This is a genomic window from Streptomyces sp. HD, assembly GCF_028369295.1.
Taxonomy (GTDB): Bacteria; Actinomycetota; Actinomycetes; order Streptomycetales; family Streptomycetaceae; genus Streptomyces.
Genome location: NZ_JAQMYP010000034.1, coordinates 90,738 through 110,508 on the forward strand (window position 1 = coordinate 90,738; position 19,771 = coordinate 110,508).

Genomic DNA, 19,771 nt, shown 5'->3' on the forward strand with positions numbered 1-19,771 from the left:
GGACCAGTCATGTACGACGAACGTTTCCCCGGCCTGCGCCGCCGCGGCTTCCTCGCCGCCACCACGGGCGCCGCCGCCCTCGCCCTCGTCGGCTGCTCGGGCGGCACGGACGACAAGGCGGCCGGCGGCTCCGGCACCCCGAAGCGCGGCGGCCGGCTGCGCGCCGCGTTCGCAGGGGGCGGCGCCGGCGAGACCCTCGACCCGCACCTGGCCAACCTCTTCGCCGACGTGGCCCGCGCCAAGGCCCTCTTCGACAAACTCGCCGACTACGGCGCCGACCTCTCCGCCGAACCTCGTCTCGCCGAGAAGTGGGAGTCCAACAAGACCCTGGACCGCTGGAAGGTGACACTGCGCCAGGCCACCTTCCACGACGGGAAACCGGTCACCGCCAAGGACGTCCTCTACAGCTACCGCCGGATCTCCGACCCCGAGCAGGCCTTCCGCGCCAAGGCCTCCCTCGAACCCATCGACCTCGACGCCAGCCGAGCCACCGGCGAGCGGAGCATCGAGTTCGTGCTCAAGCGGCCCACCGCCGAATTCCCCAACGTGCTGGCCGCGTTCGGCGCCTACATCGTCCCGGAGCACGCCACCGGCACCGACTTCGACCGGAAGCCGATCGGCTCCGGCCCCTTCCGGTTCGTCTCCTTCGCCCCCGGCCGCTCGGCCGTCTTCCGCCGCCACGACACCTACTGGGACGGCGCCCCGCACCTCGACGAGATCGAGTTCGTCGTCGCCAACGAGGAGTCCGCCCGCGTGGGCGCCCTCCTCGGCGGCCAGGTCGAGTACGCCCACGAGCTCAACCCGACCACCGCGCGCGCCCACGAGGGCAGCGGCCGGATCGAGATCGTGCGGCTGCGCAACAGCGCCATGCAGGCGTTCTGCATGAAGACCGATCGGGCACCCTTCGACGACAAGCGGGTCCGCGAGGCGTTCTTCCTCATCGCCGACCGGCAGGAACTCGTCGACGGCGCGCTGTCCGGGGCGGGCGAGATCGGCAACGACCTGTTCGGCAAGGGGTACGAGTACTACGCCGCCGACCTGCCGCAGCGCACGCAGGACCTCGACCGGGCCCGCGCCCTGCTCAAGCAGGCCGGCGCCGAGAACCTCAAGGTCACCCTGGACACCTCGGCCGTCGCCGCCGGGTTCACCGAGGCGGCCGGCATCTTCCGTGACCAGGCCGCCAAGGCGGGCGTCACCATCGACGTGAAGATGGGCAGCAAGGACTCCTACTGGAGCGACATCCTCGACGGCGGCACCCTGTCCTGCTACCGCTCCGGCGCCATGCCCATCGAGGCCCACCTCTCCCAGCGCCTGCTCACCGACTCCACCACCAACGCCACCAAGTGGCGGCACAAGGACTTCGACGCCCTCTACCAGCAGGCCCAGTCGACCCGAGACAAGGCCGAACGGGCCGCCGTCTACGAGCGCATGCAGCGCCGCCTGCACGCCGAGGGCGGCTTCTTGGTCTGGGGCTTCGCAGACTGGATCATCGGAACGGCCAAGAATGTGAGGGGAGTTGAAGCCAAGGCCCCCGCCAACACGCTGAACTGGGCGCGCTTCGACAAGGTATGGCTGGCGTGAGGCCCAAGCACGGCGGGCGCAGTCAACTGCGGTTCGACAGCACCGAGAAGGGGCGCGGGGAACTGCGCGACCAGCCACGATGGCGCAGCACCCGTCCGACGACCCCTCTCCCCTTCGTCGCCCGGCGCCTGCTGCTCGGCGCAGCCCAAACCGTGGCCGTCGTACTGCTGGTCTTCGCGCTGACGGAAGCGCTGCCGGGCGACGCCGCAGTCGCCCTGGCCGGCGACCAGCCGGACCCCGCCCGCATCGCCGCCATCCGCGAGGCGATGCACCTCGACCGCCCCGCCCACGAGCGGCTGGCCGACTGGGCGAACGGCGTGCTGCACGGCGATTTCGGCACCTCCCTGACCTCAGGCCGCCCCGTCACCCAGTACATCGCCGACGGCTTCGGACCGACCCTGATCCTGGCCGCGCTCACCCTGGCGCTCCTCGTCCCGCTCGGCTTCGGACTGGGCGTGCTCGCCGCCCGCCACGAGGGAGGGCTCGTCGACCGGCTGGTCAGCTCGGTGACGCTGGCCGTGTACGCGGTACCGGAGTTCGCCCTCGGAGTCCTGCTGATGACGCTGTTCGCCCTGAAGCTCGCCTGGCTGCCGCCGACCGCCCTCGGCTACGGCACCGACCTGCTCGCCCATCCGGCGGCCCTGGTCCTGCCGGTGCTGGTCCTGCTGTCCCGCCCGGTGTGCTCCCTGTCCCGCCTGGTGCGGGCCGGCATGGTCGACGCCCTCGCCTCCCCCTACGCCGCCCACGCCCGCCGCTACGGCATCCCCGGCGCCCGCGTCCGCTACGCCCACGCCCTGCCGAACGCCCTCGCCCCGGCCGTGCAGCAACTCGCCCGTACCGTCGACTGGTTGCTCTGCGGGGTGATCGTGGTGGAGGCCCTCTTCGTGATCCCGGGACTGGGCACGGTGCTGCTCAACGCCGTGGCCGAACGGGACGTACCGGTGGTGCAGGGGCTGGCCGTGGTGTTCGGTGTGCTCACGGTCGTGCTCAACCTCGGCGCCGACCTGGTGGCCCACCGGCTCACGCCGCGCGCGGGGGTGGCCGCGTGACGACGTACCGCCGTTTCGCGCTCGGCCTCGCCGTCATCGCCGTCCCTCTCGTACTCGCCCTCCTCGGACCGCTGTTCACCGGTGACCCCGGCCCCCGCGCCACCTCCTTCACCCTCGGCGGCGACCACTGGCTCGGCACCGACTTCGTGGGCCGTGACGTGTGGCACCAGGTCCTGCTGGGCGGCCGTACGGTCGTACTCACCGCCCTGGCCGCCACCGCGCTCGCCTATCTCGTCGCCGTCCCGGTCGCGCTCGTCAGCGCCCTCACCCGCCTCCGCACGCTGGAGGAGCTGCTGATGCGGCCGCTGGACGTGCTGCTCGCCGTGCCGTCGCTGCTGCTCATCCTGCTCGTGGCGGCCGTGCTCTCACCGGGCGCCGCCGGGCTCGCGCTGCTGGTGGCGCTGGTGAACGTGCCCGACGCGGCCCGGATCGTGCGGGCGGCGGCGGGGGAGGTGGCCGCGCGTCCCGCCGTCGAGGCGCTGCGCATGCAGGGGGAGAGCTGGTGGCGGATCGCCGTCGGCTACGTCGGCCGGTCGACGCTGCGCACCCTCGCGGCCGACGCCGGCATCCGGCTGACCGGCGTGCTCTACCTGGTGTCGACGGCCGCGTTCCTCGGCGTCGGCGTCGCGCCGGACGCCGCCGACTGGGCGGTCATGGTCGACCGCAACCGCACCGGACTGTTCGTGCAGCCCTGGGCCGTGGTCGTGCCCGCGCTGCTGATCGTGGCGCTGACGATGGGCACCAACCTGCTCTTCGACGCGGCGCTGGAGAAGAAGGGACGGCGCCGATGAGGGCCGAGACACCCCCTCTCGTGGAGATCCGCGCCCTGCGCGTGGAGATCGACGGCCGGGCGATCGTCGACGGGGTCGATGTGCAGGTACTGCCCGGGAAGGTGACCGCCCTGGTCGGCGCCTCCGGCAGCGGAAAGACCACCACCGGCCTTGCGATGCTGGACGAGTACCCGCCCGGCGCCCAGGTGACGGGCGAGGTACGGCGGACCGGCGACGGCCCGGTGGGCTACGTCCCGCAGCACCCCGCCGCCGTCCTCAACCCGGCCCGCCGCGTCGGCGCGCTCCTGCACGACATCGCCCGCCGACAGGTCCGCCACCTGCCCCGCGCCGAACGCCGCACCGCGGGCCGTGCCCTGGTTCTGCGAGCCCTGTCCGACGCCCAACTCCCGGATGCCGAAGCCCTGTTGCGCCGCCACCCGCACCAGCTCTCCGGAGGCCAGCAGCAGCGCGTCGTCCTCGCCCAGGCCCTGCTGCTCGGCGCCCGGGTCATCGTCGCCGACGAACCCACCACCGGCCAGGACGCGCTGACCAAGAGCCGGGTCGTCGAACAGCTGGCGGCGGTGGCGGCCCGCGGCATCGCGATCGTGCTGCTCAGTCATGACCTGGACGTCGTACGCGCCCTCGCCGACGAGGTGCTCGTCCTGCGCGCCGGCCGGGTCGTGGAGTCGGGCCCGGTCGAGCGGCTGTGGAGGGCGCCCCGCCATGAGTGGACCCGACGCCTGCTCGACGAACAGCGCGCGGTCCGGCGGGGCGGAGTGGCAGTGACGGCCGGATCGGGGCAACCCATCCTGGAAATACGGGACTTGACCGCCGTACACGACCGTCGGATCCTCGTCCTGCGCGCCCCGCACCTCGCACTCCACCCCGGTGAATGCCTGGCCGTCGTCGGCCGCTCCGGCAGCGGCAAGACGACCCTCGCCCGCTGCCTCGCGGGCCTCCACCGCGACCACGACGGCGAGATCCTGCTCGACGGCGCCCCGCTGCCGCGCAGCCTGCGCCACCGCAGCCGTGCCCAACTCGCCGCCGTGCAGTACGTCTTCCAGGACGCCCGCGCAGCCTTCGACGAGCACCGGCCCGTCCTGGACCAGGTGGCCCGTACGGCGGTGCGGCTGCGCGGTGCCGACGAACGGGCCGCGACGGACGAGGCGTCGGCCACCCTGGACCGGCTCGGTCTGCCGGCGGACCTGGCCCGGCGCCGCCCCGGCGGACTCTCCGGCGGCGAACTCCAGCGCGCCGCCCTCGCCCGCGCCCTGCTCGCCCGCCCCCGGGTGCTGATCTGCGACGAGGTCACCTCCGGCCTGGACACGGTCACCCGGCGCGGCATCCTCGACGTTCTCAAAGGCCTCACGGGCGAGTGCGAGGACCTCTCGCTGGTCCTCATCACCCACGACCTGGACACCGCACGCCTGGCCCACCGCATCGCCGTACTGGACGCGGGTGAACTGGTCGAACAGGGGCCGGCGCGACGGATCCTGACGGAGCCCCGGCACCCGTTCACGATCTCTCTCATGGAGACGACGGAGCTGCTGGAGGCGGGGAGCGGGCGATGAGCCGACCCCCGGGCGCGATCGCTGAGGAGACGGGAAGGCCTCGGCGAGCGGCCCGGAGGCCGGCGTCTTCGGGACGCGCGCTCTGCGCCTGCGTCCGGAGCTGGGTCCAGAGCTGCGCTGGGAGCCGCGTCCACAGCTGCGTGTGCGTTCGCCGCTACGACCTGGTCGGCAGACGTCGGCGGCGCGGCCGGGCGTTGGCCTCCGCGAGCAGGAGGTGGATCTGGCGCACCGCGTCTCCCGGATGGGTGGCCGGGGCCGCGAAGGGCAGACGGGTGTCGTGGTGGGCGTCCGCCGTCTCCACCCGAAGCACCAGGCCGTGCCGGTCGAGCCGCAGCGGCCGTACGTCGCTCGCGCCCAGCCGACTGCGGGCCGGGAGCAGGCGGGCGAGCGGGGCCACGGCGTCGGCGTGGGACGCGTTCAGCCGGGCCAGCATCTCCGCCTCGTGGGTGGCCAGCGGGTCGGGGGAGGCGAGGGTCAGTTCGTCGAGGCCGACGACGGTCGTCCCGTCCGCCTCCGTGAGCACGGCCCGCGCCGGATTGAACACCAGGGCCTTCGGCCCGAGGGCCGAGAGCCAGCCGCCCAACGTCAGCCGGGTGCGCACCCGTTCGCGTACGGCGACGGGAGCGATGTCGGTGAACTCCACCAAGGCCGCCAGGTCGCCGTGGGGTGCCAATGCGAGTTCGGCGGCGAGGTGCGCGTCCGGCGGGTTCTGCAACAGCAGCCGTGCGGCGGCGTCCACGGTGTGCAGGCCGATCAGCTCGACGCGGTGGCCGTGCGTGGTGACGGTCAGTGAGTCGGCGGCCGAGAGCACCGAGCGGGCACGCTCGGCGGGCGTCGGCTCAGGGCAGATGGCAGCAGACATGGGAACCTTTCGGACACCTCGGGTTCGACTTAGGCAAGCCTAACCTTACATTCTCTGTCGGTATTCACCAGCCCGTCAGCAGAAGGTGATTGACGAGCAGCGCGAGCACGGCCTGCGCCACGAGCCAGGCACGCGCCCCCGTCAGCAGCGCGCACGCGGGCAGCAGCCACAGCGCGAACGGCAGCCAGATCCGCTCCGTCTCCGCCTTGCTCATCCCGGACAGATCGGCGACGAGCATCGCGACCAGCGCGCCGGCCACGAGGAGGGCCAGGCGAGCCTGGCCGCCGTCCGTCCTCCGGATCAGCGCCGCCCCCGCCCGCCGCAGCCCGGCCACCGTGGCCAGGCCCACGATGACGACCGTGCACGCGAGGTTGGCCCACACCCAGTAGCCGTACGGCCGCACACCACCGGCGCCCTGGTGGTAGCGGGTGACCAGCACGCGGTACGCCTCCCACCAGTCGAAGCCCGCCGCGGTGAACGCGACGGGGGCGACCAGGAAGCCGGCCAGCAGGAAGGGGAGAGGGCGGGTGCGGTGCGATCCCAGCAGCAGTACCGCGCCGGCGATCACCGCGAAGAGGGTCAGGCCGTAGGAGAGGTAGACGGTCCAGCCGAAGAGGAGGCCGGAAGCCAGCCCCGTCCACCCCGGCCGGCAGCCCGTCACCGCCAGCGCGAGAAGGGCGAGCGCCCATGCCGCGACCGCCGCGAAGTACCCGTCGGCCGACGTGCCCACCCACACCGCCGCCGGGGCGAGGACGAGGAAGGGCGCGGCGCGGCGGGCGAGCCGCTCCTCGGTCAGGGCGCGTACGGCGACGAGGACCGCGACCGCCGCCGTCGTACCGACGGTGATGCACCAGGTGCCCGCCCAGCCGCCACCGCCCAGGCCGATCCGGTCGAGCAGGACGAAGGTGAGGGTGGCACCCGGGGGGTGCCCGGCGACATGGGCGGGCCAGTTGTCCGGCGACTCCAGCAGGATGTGGTCGGAGAAGCCCCGGAGCGCGGCCGGGATGTCGTGGAAGCGGTCGATGACCCGGAGGTACTCGTGCTGTGTCGTCAGCTGCCCCGCGACACCCTGGTGCCAGCCGTCGACCAGGGCAAGGGACCAGGTCCAGGCCATGCCGGTGCCCCAGGCGGCGAGGAGCAGGGAACGCCACGGAAGCCGGACCGCGACGGAGGGGCCGTACACCACCACGGCCGCCGCGACGGCGAGCGCGGCCGGCGTGCCGGGTCCGAGATGCGGATCCCAGTCCGCCAGCAGGGGCGGCCAGTTGACCCGGAGGGTGCCGTGCCGGTGCTGGATCACCGTGCCGACGACCGCGGCGGCGACGACGAGCAGCACGGCGGCAGCCGCCGCGCAAAGGTCGCGGCGGAGGTCATGGTCGAGAGCTTCGGGCAGGTCGCGGTTCACGCCTGAACGCTAGGACGGGCGGTGTCCTCCGCACGGCTGACAGGCACGGACGTCAGAGATTCGTCATCGTTCAAGGCGGCTTCCCCGGCCCCGTCCGGGCCTACGGTCGCCCCATGGCACGGTCTCCCTTCTCACCCTCCTTCTGGCGCAGCCCGCTGCGCGGCCCCTGGCTGACCTCGGTGCTCGGCGTCGTCCTGCTCGGCGGGATCACGGTGCTGTTCGTGACGGGGCTGGTGTCCTACGCCGCCTACAACCCGAACCTGTCGCCGGTGAACGACAAGACCCCGGACAAGGGGATCCTCGGCTTCTACCTCTTCTCCTGGCCGACCGACCCGCACTGGCTGTACCGGCTCAACCAGGGCGTCCACGTCACCCTCGGCATCACTCTGATCCCCGTACTGCTGGCCAAGCTGTGGTCGGTCGTACCGAAGCTCTACACCCTGCCGCCGGCGCGGTCCCTTGCCCACGCGCTGGAGCGGATCTCGCTGCTGCTGCTGGTCGGCGGCGCGCTGTTCGAGTTCGTGACCGGCGTGCTCAACGTCCAGCTCGACTACATCTTCCCGGGCTCCTTCTACACCCTGCACTTCTACGGGGCGTGGGTGTTCATCGCCGCGTTCGTCGCCCATGCGGTGCTGAAGATGCCGACGGCCTGGCGAAACCTGCGCCAACTGCGCGAGGAGAAGAACGAGTTGGTGCCGGCCGAGCCGGCCGAGCCGACCGTCTCCCGGCGCGGCGCCCTGTGGTTCGTGGGCGGCGGCTCGCTGTTGCTGTTCGCCACGACCGTCGGACAGAGCTTCGACGGTGCCCTGCGCCGCACCGCCCTCCTCGCCCCGCACGGCGGCTCCGAACCGGGCAGCGGGCCGGGCGGCTTCCAGATCAACAAGACGGCCGCGTACGTCGGGGTCAGTGACGCCGAGACGAGCGAGGAGGCGTGGCGGCTGGTGGTCGAGGGCCGCGACGGGCGGACGGTCCGCCTCAGCCGCGCCGACCTGCTCGACCTGCCGCTGCACAGCGCGGCGCTGCCCATCGCCTGCGTGGAGGGCTGGTCGACGTCCGACCAGTGGTGGCGCGGGGTACGACTGCGGGACCTGGCCGCGCTCGTCGGCTACGACGAGGACCCGCCCGACGTCTTCGTGGAGTCACTCCAGCGGCGCGGCGCCTTCCGCCGGGCCGCCCTGCGCGCCAACCAGGTCGCCGACTCCCGCTCCCTGCTCGCCCTGTTCGTCAACGGCGAGGAGCTGACCCCCGACCACGGCTACCCGGCGCGGATCATCGTGCCGGCCGCGCCCGGCGTGCTGAACACCAAGTGGGTGGCCCGGATGACGTTCGGAGACCTGTGATGCGACGACCTCAGCTCCTCCCCGTCGGCAGCCCCCTCCAGATCCTCCTTCTCGCCTGCTCGTTCGCGCTCGCCGGATACGCGGGGGTTCGGCTGCTGGAGGGGGACTGGTTCGAGATCGCGCTGTGGTTCGTGGGCGCGGCGATCGTCCACGACCTCGTCCTGGTGCCGCTCTACGGGGCGGCGGACCAGGCGCTGCTGCGCGGCTTCGACGCGGCCGGGGCACGCGGTCGGGTGTCGTACGTCCGGGTCCCGGCCGCGCTGTCCCTGCTGCTCCTGCTGGTCTGGTTCCCGCTGATCACCGGCCGCGTGGCAGACCGCTACGCCGCCGGCACCGGCCTGTCCCCGGACGCCTTCCTGCCTCGCTGGCTGCTGATCATGGCGGTGCTTTTCGGGGGTTCGGCTGTGGTGTTCGTGCTCCGGGAACGGCGGTTGCGCAGGGCGGCGAAGGATCGCGAGCCCGGCTGACGGTACGCGGCGCGGTGCTCAGCGGTTGGGCGCCTGTGACACCGGTCGGCGCTGCCCGTGGTTCCAGTCCTCGGTGGTGGCGAAAGATTGGTCGTTTGCTGGTCTGTTGCTGTCAGTTCTCTGGGCTTGCTCTCGACGGCGTGTTCCTAGGGTCGTTGACGTTCCGCAGGAGGTCCGGCCCCCGGGACTCCGCATCCCTATCGCTCTGGAGACGTCTGATGCGTGCAATACCCCGTCGTGCCCTGGCCGCCGTTCCCGCCGCCGTTCTGATGTTCACCCTGGTCGCCTGCGGCGGCTCCGACTCCGGTGATTCCGCCGCCGGCGCGAGCAACACGCAGGCGGCGCAGGACTCCGGTGCCACCGCAGAGGGCGGGGCCGCGGACGCAGAAGGCGGCGACGCGGTGGAGACGCCGTTGACCGGTGAGGCGAAGCAGAAGGCCGAGGCGGCGGCCCTGGCGGCCTATCCCGGCACGGTGGTCAAGTCCGAGAAGGACGCGGAGAACCCCGGGATGTACGCGGTGGAGATCCAGAAGGCCGACGGCGGTGAGGTCGAGGTCTACCTCGACCCCAAGACGTTCAAGGTCGTCAAGACCAAGGACGAGGAGGCCGACGAGGTCGGCAGCTGATCCCTGACCGGACGGACGGAAGAAAGGCATCATCCGTTCTCTCAGCCCCCAGGCGGGTTCTCGTGAACGACCCGACTCGTGTGACACAGCTGTGCGAGCCTGTCGCCATGCGGCTGCTGTTGATCGAAGACGACGACCGGATCGCCCAACCGCTCACCGAGGGGCTGGGCCGCTACGGCTTCACCGTGGACCGGGTACGCACGGGCGCCGCCGGCCTGGCGGATGCCGCCGCCCGCCCCGATCTGGTCCTCCTCGACCTCGGGCTGCCGGACATGGACGGCCTGGACGTGTGCCGCAGCCTGCGGGCCCGCTCCCCGGTCCCCATCATCATGATCACCGCCCGGGGTGAGGAGGCCGACCGGGTGGCGGGACTGGAACTCGGTGCGGACGACTACATGGCCAAGCCGTTCGGCGTACGGGAGTTGGTGGCCCGTATCCGCGCGGTCACCCGCCGCACCGGCGCCCTGCCCGCCGGGCCGTCGGCCCCCGACGCACCACCCACAGTGCCCGCACCGCAGCGGCTCGGTCCGTTGCAGATCGACCGGCGCACCCGCCTGGTCCGCCTCGACGGCCGCGAAGTCGCGCTGTCTCCCCGGGAGTTCGATCTGCTCGCCCACCTGGCCCAGGACCCCGGGGCCGTACACTCCCGCCGGCAGATCATGGACACGGTCTGGGACCCGCACTTCTTCGGCCCCACCAAGACCCTCGACGCCCACGTAGCGGCGCTGCGCCGCAAGCTCGGCGACCCCGGCTGGATCACGACCGCGCGCGGCGTCGGCTTCCGTCTGACCGTGCCGGGGGATCCGCCACCGGAGGCGGCCCGATGACCCGGCGCCTGCTGTACAGCTATCTCGGCCTGGCCCTGCTCGTGCTGGCCGGCCTGGAGATCCCGCTCGGCTACCTCTACGCCCGCGGCGAGACCTCCCGCTTCTCCCAGACCGTCGAGCGGGATGCGACGATGCTCGCCGAGGTCACCGAGGAGAGCATCGAGGAGGGCAACCTCGCCGAACTGCCCGCGCTGATCGGCGACTACACCGCCCGCACCGGCGGCCGGGTCGTCGTGGTCGACCGCAACGGGATCGTCCTGGCCGCCTCCGGCACCACCGTGCGCACCGGCACGGACCTCTCCGCCCAGCCGGACATCGCCACTGCCCTGCGCAACAGGCCCACCACCGCCACCGTCACGGACACGGGCGGCGGTGACGTCCTGTACGCCACCCAGCCGGGCTCCTCCGGCACCACGATCCGCGGCGCGCTGCGGCTGACGTACCCGATGACGACGGTCACCGACCGGGTGCACCGGATCTGGCTCGCCCTCGCGCTCGCCGGAGCCGCCCTTCTCGCCGCCGTCGCCCTGGTCGCCTTCACCCTGGCCCGCTGGATCACCCGCCCCTTGCGCACCCTGCACCGCGCCACCACCCAGCTCGCCGACGGCCGGCTCGCCGACCCGCCCGACACCACCACCGGCCCGCCCGAACTACGCGAACTGGCCGCCTCCTTCACCCGCACCGCCACCCGCCTGCAGCAACTGCTGGACGCTCAGCAGGCGTTCGCCGCGGAAGCCTCCCACCAGCTCAGGACACCGCTGACCGCGCTGCGGCTGCGGCTGGAGAACTTCGAGCCCTACCTCGACCCGCGCGCCCACGGCGGCCTGGACGAGGCCGTGGGCGAAGTCGAGCGGCTGGGGCGCATGGTGCACGGGCTGCTCGCCCTGGCCCGTCTGGAGAACTCGGCCACCGCACCGGAGCCGACCGACCTGGACGCCGTACTGGCCGACCGCGCCGCAACGTGGGAGCCGCTCGCCGCCGAACAGCACGTCACCCTCGTCGTCACCGGAACGGCGGCGGGCCGGGTCTGGGCGATCCCCGAGGCGCTGGAGCAGATCGTCGACAACCTGGTCGCCAACGCGCTGCGGGTCTCCCCGCCCGGCACCACGCTCACCCTCACCCGCGCCCCCGGCGCCGAACTGCATGTCGTCGACCAGGGCCCGGGTATGCCGTCGGCCGACCGGGAGCGGGCCTTCGACCGGTTCTGGCGCGCCTCGGACTCCCACCACGACGGCACCGGCCTCGGCCTGCCCATCGTCCGCCACCTGGTCCGCGCCTCCGGCGGCGAGATAACCCTGCACGCGGCTCCCGGCGGGGGCTTGGACGCCCGTGTGCGGCTGCGCCCGGTGGCCAGTGGACGGCGGCGGCGCACCCAGAACGGCTCGCCCCGGGCGGCCCGGACCGCAGTCACAGCGCGTTGACCCGTCCAACGGCACGATGCCCGCGGGACGTACGCCGACGCAGCGTACGCGCTCACGGACTGGACATACGCCGTAACTTCTCGTGACCATGGGCGGGTCCGGAGTGCGAGAGGTGGCTCATGTCAGGTGCCGGTTCGGTGGGGACAGCAGGGGAACCCGGTGGGGGAGAGCCTGAATCGTCCGACAGTCTGCGGACGTTCGGGGCGGTGGTGCAGGCCCTGCGGGAGCATGCGGGGTTAGGCAGAGAGGAGTTCGGCGACCTCGTCGGGTACTCCAAACACACCGTCGCCTCCGTCGAGTTGGGGCGTCGGATGCCCGATCCCGCCTTCGTGGAGGGCGCCGACGAGGCCCTCGGTAACACCGGTGCGCTGCGGCGCTCGGCGCCGTATCTCTCGCGGCAGCCGGGGATCGCGGCCTGGTTCCGGCAGTGGGCGCGGCTGGAGGCCGTGGCGATCAGCCTGTACACGTACGAATGCCGGGTCGTGCCGGGGCTGTTGCAGACGGAGGCGTACGCGCGGGCGGTTTCGCTGAGCGTGCCGCCCATTCCCGCCGAGGCTCAGCTGGAGCAGCGGATCGCCGCTCGGCTGGCGCGGCAGGAGTTGCTGTCGACCCGACGCGAACCGCCGTGCAACTTCAGCTTCATCATCGAGCAGGCGGTGCTGGAGCGGTACACGGGCGGGGAGGACGTGACGCGCGAACTTCTCGACCATCTGCTGGACTTGACCGAGCGGCACTGGAATGTGGAGCTGCAGGTCATGCCGTTGCGCGCGCCTGTTCATGCCGGGCTCGATGGGCCGTTGCAGCTGTTGGAGACGCCCGAGCACCGGTGGTTCGCGTACTCGGAGGGGCAGAACAACGGGCGGCTCATCTCCGACCTGAAAGAGATCAGCGTTCTCCAGCAGCGTTATGCGAAACTGCGTTCGCAGGCTCTCTCCCCCGAGGACTCCCGGAGTCTGCTGGAACGGATGCGAGGAGCGCTATGAGCCCCACCACCGAACTGGCCTGGTTCAAGAGCAGTCACAGCGGCTCGCAGGGCGACGACTGTGTCGAGGTCGCACTGTCCTGGTTCAAGAGCAGCTATAGCGGCTCAGAGGGGGACGATTGCGTCGAGGTTGCGCTCGCCTGGCACAAGTCCAGCTACAGCAGCGGCAGTCAGGGCGACTGCGTAGAGGTCGCCGCCTGCCCCGGCCTCGTCCACGTCCGCGACTCCAAGGACAAGGAAGGCGCCAGGCTCGACCTCACCCCGGCCGCATGGGAGCGGTTCATCGCCCACGCCGCGCAGGGGTGAGGGACGCTCACGCCGCCCGCGCCTCCGCCCGGGCCACCGGAAAGCCCTCCGTACGGAAGACCCGCCGCTCGGCGTCCACCGCGAACACTTCGCAACCCGCACGCGAGGCCGCCCACTCGACGCCTTCCGCGCCCATCGCGTACGCGGCGGTCGCCACCGTGTCCGCGACGGTCAGGGAGGACGCCACCACACTCAACGAGAGCAGCCCCGTCGCCGGACGCCCCGTGCGGCCGTCGATGATGTGGTCGCCGCGCTCATAGCGGGCCGACGTCGCGATCGCCCCCTCCGTGAGCTCGGCCACCGTGCACACCTTGTCGGCCTGCTCGGGGTGCCGTACCCCCACCCGCCAGGGCCCGCCGGAGGCGACCACGTCACCACCGGCGTTCAGGACGAACCGCCTCGCACCCGCCGCCTTCAGCAGTTCGGCCGCCCGCTGCACGGACCAGCCCTTCACCACCGCGCACGGATCGAGCCCGCGACCGGGCAGCCGTACGTCGAAGGCGCCGTCCGTGGCGAGCCGGTACTCCTCGCACAGGTCCAGCACCTCGGCGAGGTCCGTGCCGATCTCGCCCCGCGCGATCTCACCCCGGTCCAGGCGGCACACCTCGCTGTCCGCCCTGAACGGGCTGAACCGGGCGTCGACCTCGCGCAGCCATGCGAACACAGCGTCCGCGGTCTCCTCGCCGACGTGCTCGTCGTCGACCCGTAGTGAGACCGGGAACCCCATGACGTGTTCGACTCGGTGCATGATCAGCCCTTCGCGTCGATGGCGGCCTGGAGGGACTCCTTGTAGCCGTCGCTCGTGATGGTCGCGCCGGAGACCGTGTCGATGTCCGCGCTCTGCGCTTCCAGCGTCGCCGCGACCAGCTTCGGGACCGCTGCCGTGGTCTGCGGGTGGTTCGGCTGCTGGAGCATCTTCACCGACGCGATCTCGTCGCCCTCGAAGGTCACCTGGACCTGCACCGGGCCCTTGTCGGTGTCGACCGTCGAACCGTCGATCGTCTGCGTCTGCGACTGCGAGGAGGCGGAGGATTCCGCGTTCGCGTCTATCGCGGCCTGCAACGACTCCTTGTAGCCGTCGCTGGTGATGGTCGCGCCGGAGACCGTGTCGATGTCCGCGCTCTGCGCTTCCAGTGTCGCCGCGACCAGCTTCGGGACCGCTGCCGTGGTCTGCGGGTGGTTCGGCTGCTGGAGCATCTTCACAGCCGTGATCCTGGTGCCCGCGAAGGTCACCTGGACCTGCACGGGGCCCTTCTCGGTCTGCAGCGTCGAGCCCTTGACGACCGTGCTGCCCGACCCCGACCCCGACCCGGCGGGGGCGGACGCCGAGGGCGTCGAGGCGGGTGCGGCGGTCTCGACGGCCGTGCCGACGGACGGCTCGTAGAGCCAGACCGGGACCAGGCCCGCGATGCTCAGGACCAGGACAGGTATTGCTCGCTTCACGATGTGTTCCTCGTCCCTCTCAGCCGGCCAGGCTGAAGCGCTCGAAGTGGACCTGCTGCTTCGGCACGCCCAGCTCGCGCAGGCTGCCGATCACCGCGTTCATCATGGGCGGCGGTCCGCAGAGGAACACGTCCCGGTCGGTGATGTCCGGCACCAGCCGCGTCAGCTCGGCCGGGGCCAGCTTGTCGGGGACGGCCGGGCCCGTGACCAGGTGCAGCTCGGCGCCCTTGGCGTGGGCGAGCTCCACCAGCTCGTGGTACAGGACCGCGTCCCGGTCCGAGGCCACCCGGTAGATCACGACCGCGTGGCCGTGCAGCTCCTCCAGCAGCGCGCGGATGGGCGTGACGCCGACGCCGCCGGCGATCAGCACCGCCTCCGGCCGGGTGCGGTGCAGCGCGGTGAAGGCGCCGTACGGGCCCTCGGCGAAGACCCGCGTGCCGACCTTCATGTGCCGCAGGGACGCCGAACCGTCACCGGCCGCCTTCGCGGTGAGCCGCAGCCGGTTGCCGTCGGGCGCGGCTGACAGGGAGAACGGGTTGGCCTGCCACCAGCGGTCCTTCGTCAGGAACCGCCACAGGAAGAACTGGCCGGCCCGGGCGGGCAGCTTGTCCAGGTCACGGCCGGTGATGTAGACGGAGACCACGTTGTCAGACTCGGGGACGACGGCCGAGACCCGGAACTGGTGGCGCCAGTTCCGCCACAGCGGCAGGACCAGCCGGCCGACCAGGACGGCACCGAGGGCCGCGCCCCACACCCCGTACCAGTACGCCGTGGCGGCGGACGACGACGTGAAGGACGTACCGACCGCGACCTGGTGCGTGAACGCCAGCACCACCGCGACGTACGTGTAGAGGTGGATGAAGTGCCACGTCTCGTACGCCAGCCGGCGCCGCGCGAACCGGGCCGACACCACGCCGATCACGATGATGATCCCCAGCGCGACGACCGCCCGCAGCACGCCCTCGACCGTCTCGGCGAGATCGACCAGCTGGTTCACCGGGTCCAGCGAGGACGACTCGGCGTAGCCGAACGTGATGAATACGACGTGCGCGAGCAGGACCCACAGGACGCTGAAGCCGGTCCAGCGGTGCCAGGACGTCAGCCGGTCCATGCCGATCCGGCGGTCCAGCCAGGGCAGCCGGGCCACCAGCAGCAGCTGGAGCGCCATCAGCAGTGCGCCGAACAGTCCGGTGAGACGGCCGAGCACGATGAGCGTGTTCGAGGCGAAACCGGCGGCGAAGAAGAAGTACAGCACCACGGCCACGTTCGCGGCCAGCACGGCGTACAGACCCGTGCGGGCCACCACCCTGGGGCGTATCGCCGTGGGGGGCGCAGGGGGCGATTGGACGGTCGTCACGGCGACAGCTCCTTGATCTCGTCTGTGGATACCGAGCTTGTCCGGAAAGACCTGTCGAAAAGCTGTCTTTGTTCTTTCAAGTGTTTATCGATGTGCCCGCGACCGCCTCCCGGCCTGCGGGGACCGCCACCCGGTGCCGCACTATGGGCGGGTGGAGAAAGTACGCCTGCTGGTCGTGGACGACGACCCGCCCATCGCCGACCTCGTCGCGACGGTCGCCCGCTACGAGGGCTGGGAGGCGGTCACCGCGAACTCCGGCGAGGAGGCGCTGCGGCTGGCCGCCGAGTTCCACCCGGACATCGTGGTGCTGGACCTCATGCTGCCCGACTTGGACGGCTTCGGCGTCCTGGACCGGCTGCGTGCCGCCGGCGCGATGGTGCCCGTGGTGTTCCTGACCGCCCGCGACGGGGTCGCCGACCGGGTGGCCGGGCTGACCCGGGGCGGTGACGACTACCTGGTCAAGCCGTTCGCGGTGGAGGAGCTGATGGCCCGGCTGCGCACCGTGCTGCGCCGCAGCGCCGGGCCCGGCTTCCAGCGTTCCGTCCTTCGGGTGGCGGACCTGACCATGGACGAGGACACCCGAGAGGTGCGCCGCGGCGACCGACTGCTCACGCTCACGCCGACCGAGTACGAGGTGCTGCGCTATCTGATGCGCAAGTCACCGACCGTGCTCACCAAGGCGCAGATCCTCGACCATGTGTGGGAGTACGGCTTCGGCGGCCGCTCCAACGTCGTCGAGCTGGTCGTCAGCCGGCTGCGCCGCAAGCTCGACGAGTCCGGCGACGGCGGGGGCCCGCTGATCCACACCGTGCGCGGCTTCGGGTACGTCATCCGGCAGGCGGCCGAGTGATCGGCCGGCTGCGGCGGGCGTATCGCGGGATGCGGCTCGGGACCCGGCTGGCGCTGGGCCTCGGGGTGCTGTCGCTGGTCGTGTTCGGCGTCGTGGGCACGGCCCTGACCACCTATATGCGGGACTACCTGTCGGCCCAGCTGGACACGACGCTCGCGCAGGGCCAGATCGCCCAGTCCAAGTCCATCGCGGACTACGGCACGCTCACCGGCAAGAAGTACTACAGCTGGTACTACGCGGTGTACGACGTGTCGGACGGCCAGCCCGTGCTGCGCCGGCCCGAGGACCCCGCCGACGTGCCGGACGACGTCGACGACTTCACCGCCGTGGCCCGGGCGCAGGCCGCCGCGAACACCGAGGTCCTGCGCACCGAGTACCTCCGGGGCAAGGGCGAGTACCGGCTGCGCGCCTGCGAGGTGGAGCCCGGAGTGGTGCTGGTCAGTGCCGCGCCCCTGGATGACATCGAGGACACCGTGGGCCAGCTGATCACCATCCAGGCGGTCACCTTCGGGCTGGCGCTGCTCGCCCTCGTCGTCCTGGGGCGGGGCATGCTGCGGCGCGGGCTGAAGCCGTTGAGCGACATGGCGCACACCGCCCACGACATCACCTCGCACGACCTGACGGACTCGGCACGACTGTCGGTGCGGCACGACCGGCGCGGCGGCGGGCCCGAGGTGGAGGAGCTGCGTACCGCGTTCAACACGATGCTGGAGCACATCGACGACTCCCTCGCGGTGCGCGCGGAGGCGGAACAGCGCCTGCGCCGCTTCGTGGCGGACGCCTCGCACGAGCTGCGCACCCCGCTGATGTCGGTGCGCGGCTATGCCGACCTCTTCCAGTACGCCGCGGCCAACGCCCCGGAGGAGCGCGACAGGCACCTCGCGCGACTGCGCGCCGAGGCCGCCCGCATGGGCTTCCTCCTCGACGACCTGCTGCTCCTCGCCCGTCTCGACGCCGCCGAGGTCGAGACGCCGCTGCGCCCGCTCCAGGCCGACCTGATGGAACTGGTCGACCAGGCGGCGGACGCGTTCCGCGTCACCCACGGCGACCACCCCTTGACGGTGGCCCCCGGGCCGGCCTCCCTGACCCTGCGTCTGGACCCCCAGCGCATCCGCCAGGTCCTGGACAACCTCCTCACCAACGCGGCGGTGCACACCCCGGCCGGCACGCCGGTGTCCGTCGCGGTGTCGCTGACGAACGGCTGGGCACAGATCCGGATCGCCGACGCCGGGCCCGGCATCCCGCCCGCCGACCGACAGCGCGTCTTCGACCGCTTCTACCGCGTCGACAAGGCCCGCAGCCGGGACCGGGGCGGCAGCGGGCTGGGACTGGCGGTCGCGCAGTCACTGGTGCGGGCGCACGGGGGCCGGATCGACTTGACGAGCGAGCCGGGGGCGACGGTGTTCACGGTGACGATTCCGTTGGCGCCGACATCCTTCAGCCCGTCCGGCGATTGAGGACGAGGCCGTTCAGGCCGATCGGGGGTCCCCGGGGGCGAGCCCCCTGGCGGGGCCGAAGGGGCGAAGCCCCTGGGGATGGGACGGGTAGGGGCGGCGGGGGCGAAAACACTTACGGACCCGTGACGTGGCAGGCGCCGAACCGCCGAACCACCCCTCGCAGCCCTAGCGTGGCCGCATGCGCGTACTCGTCACCGGCGGTGCCGGTTTCATCGGATCCCATGTCGCGGAGGCACTCGCGTCGCACGGTCACGAGCCGGTCGTGTACGACATCCGTGCCGCCCCCCACGCGGACGTCCGCGACCCCGACGCCGTTCGTCAGGCCCTGACCGGCATCGACGCCGTGTGCCACCAGGCCGCCATGGTCGGACTCGGCACCGGCTTCTCCGACGCGGCGGAGTACGTCTCCCGCAACGACCTCGGCACGGCCGTACTGCTCACCGCCATGGCGGACGCGGGCGTACGGCGGCTGGTGCTCGCCGGGTCGATGGTGGTGTACGGGGAAGGGCGGTACGAGTGTGCGCGGCACGGTGTCGTACGGCCGGGCCCGCGTGCCGTCGCCCACCTCGACGCGGGCCGGTTCGAGCCGGCCTGCCCCGAGTGCGGCGCCGACCTGGCGCCGGGGCTGGTCGGGGAGGACGCCCCGGTCGACCCGCGCAACGTGTACGCGACGACCAAGCTCGCCCAGGAACACCTGGCGGCGGCGTGGGCACGCGCGACGGGCGGCACGGCGGTGTCGCTGCGCTACCACAACGTCTACGGACCCGGCATGCCCCGCGACACCCCCTACGCCGGGGTCGCCTCCTTCTTCCGCTCCGCCCTCGCCCGCGGCGAGGCACCCCGCGTCTTCGAGGACGGCCGTCAGCGCCGGGACTTCGTCCATGTACGGGACGTGGCCGCCGCCAACGCGGTCGCGCTGGAGGCGACTTCGGCCGAACTGCCCGAGGGTGCCCTCACGGCGTACAACACCGGCAGCGGTGACCCGCACACCGTCGGCGAGATGGCGCACGCGCTCGCCGTGGCGTACGGCGGCCCGGCGCCCGTGGTCACCGGCGAGTACCGGCTCGGCGACGTACGGCACATCACGGCGGACTCGTCGCGGCTGCGGGCGGAGCTGGGGTGGAAGGCGCGGGTGGGGTTCGAGGAGGGGATGCGGGAGTTCGCGGACTCCGGAATGCGGGGTGCGTAGCGGTGCGCGGCGCCTGGGGCATGTCCGGCGGATCAGGCCGGCGGCGCGTTCCTGGCACGCCACTCCCCCAGAGGGGGAGCCCCATGGCGTCGGTGGCCTCCTCCGCCTTGCAGCTGGACGCGCCAGGACCCGCTCACCTGCGCCGATGAGGCGTCGTTGCTCGTAGCCGGCCTGATCCGCGGGACAGGCCCGAGTCCGCTTCGGACCGGTGGGGGGGGGGGGGGGGGGGGGGGGGGGGGGGGGGGGGGGGGGGGGGGGGGGGGGGGGG

19 protein-coding genes are annotated in these 19,771 nt (G+C 72.3%); 14 read left to right on the forward strand and 5 right to left on the reverse strand.

Features of this window, described 5'->3' with window-relative positions:
* Positions 1–9 precede the first annotated feature (9 nt).
* From POF73_RS29505 to POF73_RS29520, 4 genes are all read left to right on the forward strand, one after another.
* A complete protein-coding gene (locus tag POF73_RS29505; RefSeq protein ID WP_272121505.1) occupies positions 10–1,581 on the forward strand; it encodes an ABC transporter substrate-binding protein in 1,572 nt (523 codons plus the stop codon).
* Between the two features lie 62 nt (positions 1,582–1,643).
* The gene (locus tag POF73_RS29510; RefSeq protein ID WP_272121551.1) at positions 1,644–2,630 is read left to right on the forward strand and encodes an ABC transporter permease; all 987 of its coding nucleotides are present in this window, start codon (positions 1,644–1,646) and stop codon (positions 2,628–2,630) included.
* Positions 2,627–3,421, forward strand: a complete 795-nt coding sequence (locus tag POF73_RS29515) for an ABC transporter permease (protein WP_272121507.1) — start codon at positions 2,627–2,629, stop codon at positions 3,419–3,421. The genes POF73_RS29510 and POF73_RS29515 overlap by 4 nt, the downstream gene beginning before the upstream one ends.
* On the forward strand, positions 3,418–4,971 hold the full coding sequence (locus POF73_RS29520; protein ID WP_272121509.1) for an ABC transporter ATP-binding protein: 1,554 nt from the start codon (positions 3,418–3,420) through the stop codon (positions 4,969–4,971). Before POF73_RS29515 ends, POF73_RS29520 begins: the two co-directional genes overlap by 4 nt.
* Before the next feature lie 154 nt (positions 4,972–5,125).
* Here POF73_RS29520 and POF73_RS29525 read toward each other — a convergent pair whose 3' ends face one another.
* Together POF73_RS29525 and POF73_RS29530 are read right to left on the reverse strand one after the other, a co-directional pair.
* The gene (locus POF73_RS29525; protein ID WP_272121511.1) at positions 5,126–5,833 is read right to left on the reverse strand and encodes a DUF2470 domain-containing protein; all 708 of its coding nucleotides are present in this window, start codon (positions 5,831–5,833) and stop codon (positions 5,126–5,128) included.
* Between the two features lie 64 nt (positions 5,834–5,897).
* Positions 5,898–7,238, reverse strand: coding sequence for a hypothetical protein (locus POF73_RS29530; protein ID WP_272121513.1), 1,341 nt, complete (start codon positions 7,236–7,238; stop codon positions 5,898–5,900).
* A gap of 113 nt (positions 7,239–7,351) precedes the next feature.
* Between POF73_RS29530 and POF73_RS29535 the strand changes: the two genes are divergently transcribed.
* From POF73_RS29535 to POF73_RS29565, 7 genes are all read left to right on the forward strand, one after another.
* Positions 7,352–8,578 (forward strand): molybdopterin-dependent oxidoreductase, encoded by a 1,227-nt coding sequence (locus POF73_RS29535; RefSeq protein ID WP_272121515.1) that lies wholly within the window; start codon positions 7,352–7,354, stop codon positions 8,576–8,578.
* A complete protein-coding gene (locus tag POF73_RS29540) occupies positions 8,578–9,045 on the forward strand; it encodes a hypothetical protein (protein WP_272121517.1) in 468 nt (155 codons plus the stop codon). Before POF73_RS29535 ends, POF73_RS29540 begins: the two co-directional genes overlap by 1 nt.
* Positions 9,046–9,263: 218 nt before the next feature.
* Entirely contained in the window at positions 9,264–9,671 is a 408-nt protein-coding gene (locus POF73_RS29545; RefSeq protein ID WP_272121519.1) for a PepSY domain-containing protein, read from the forward strand.
* Between the two features lie 107 nt (positions 9,672–9,778).
* Positions 9,779–10,498, forward strand: coding sequence for a response regulator transcription factor (locus POF73_RS29550; RefSeq protein WP_272121522.1), 720 nt, complete (start codon positions 9,779–9,781; stop codon positions 10,496–10,498).
* Positions 10,495–11,919: a sensor histidine kinase gene (locus POF73_RS29555; RefSeq protein WP_272121524.1), complete on the forward strand. Its 1,425-nt coding sequence runs from the start codon at positions 10,495–10,497 to the stop codon at positions 11,917–11,919. The genes POF73_RS29550 and POF73_RS29555 overlap by 4 nt, the downstream gene beginning before the upstream one ends.
* 119 nt (positions 11,920–12,038) lie before the next feature.
* A complete protein-coding gene (locus tag POF73_RS29560; protein ID WP_272121526.1) occupies positions 12,039–12,902 on the forward strand; it encodes a helix-turn-helix domain-containing protein in 864 nt (287 codons plus the stop codon).
* Positions 12,899–13,207, forward strand: a complete 309-nt coding sequence (locus POF73_RS29565) for a DUF397 domain-containing protein (protein ID WP_272121528.1) — start codon at positions 12,899–12,901, stop codon at positions 13,205–13,207. The genes POF73_RS29560 and POF73_RS29565 overlap by 4 nt, the downstream gene beginning before the upstream one ends.
* A 7-nt stretch (positions 13,208–13,214) precedes the next feature.
* On the opposite strand, the gene POF73_RS29570 is transcribed toward POF73_RS29565, so the two are convergent.
* The 3 genes from POF73_RS29570 to POF73_RS29580 are packed head-to-tail and all read right to left on the reverse strand — an operon-like array spanning position 13,215 to position 16,007.
* A complete protein-coding gene (locus POF73_RS29570) occupies positions 13,215–13,955 on the reverse strand; it encodes an FAD:protein FMN transferase (RefSeq protein ID WP_272121530.1) in 741 nt (246 codons plus the stop codon).
* Positions 13,956–13,957: 2 nt separating this feature from the next.
* A complete protein-coding gene (locus POF73_RS29575) occupies positions 13,958–14,650 on the reverse strand; it encodes an FMN-binding protein (RefSeq protein ID WP_272121532.1) in 693 nt (230 codons plus the stop codon).
* 19 nt (positions 14,651–14,669) lie between these two features.
* Positions 14,670–16,007, reverse strand: coding sequence for a ferredoxin reductase family protein (locus tag POF73_RS29580; RefSeq protein ID WP_272121534.1), 1,338 nt, complete (start codon positions 16,005–16,007; stop codon positions 14,670–14,672).
* A gap of 151 nt (positions 16,008–16,158) precedes the next feature.
* Between POF73_RS29580 and POF73_RS29585 the strand changes: the two genes are divergently transcribed.
* The 3 genes from POF73_RS29585 to POF73_RS29595 all read left to right on the forward strand — a co-directional run bounded on the left by POF73_RS29585 (position 16,159) and on the right by POF73_RS29595 (position 19,503).
* The gene (locus tag POF73_RS29585; protein ID WP_272121536.1) at positions 16,159–16,857 is read left to right on the forward strand and encodes a response regulator transcription factor; all 699 of its coding nucleotides are present in this window, start codon (positions 16,159–16,161) and stop codon (positions 16,855–16,857) included.
* Positions 16,854–18,314, forward strand: coding sequence for a sensor histidine kinase (locus POF73_RS29590; protein ID WP_272121538.1), 1,461 nt, complete (start codon positions 16,854–16,856; stop codon positions 18,312–18,314). Before POF73_RS29585 ends, POF73_RS29590 begins: the two co-directional genes overlap by 4 nt.
* Positions 18,315–18,492: 178 nt before the next feature.
* Positions 18,493–19,503, forward strand: a complete 1,011-nt coding sequence (locus POF73_RS29595) for an NAD-dependent epimerase/dehydratase family protein (RefSeq protein ID WP_272121540.1) — start codon at positions 18,493–18,495, stop codon at positions 19,501–19,503.
* Positions 19,504–19,771 lie beyond the last annotated feature (268 nt).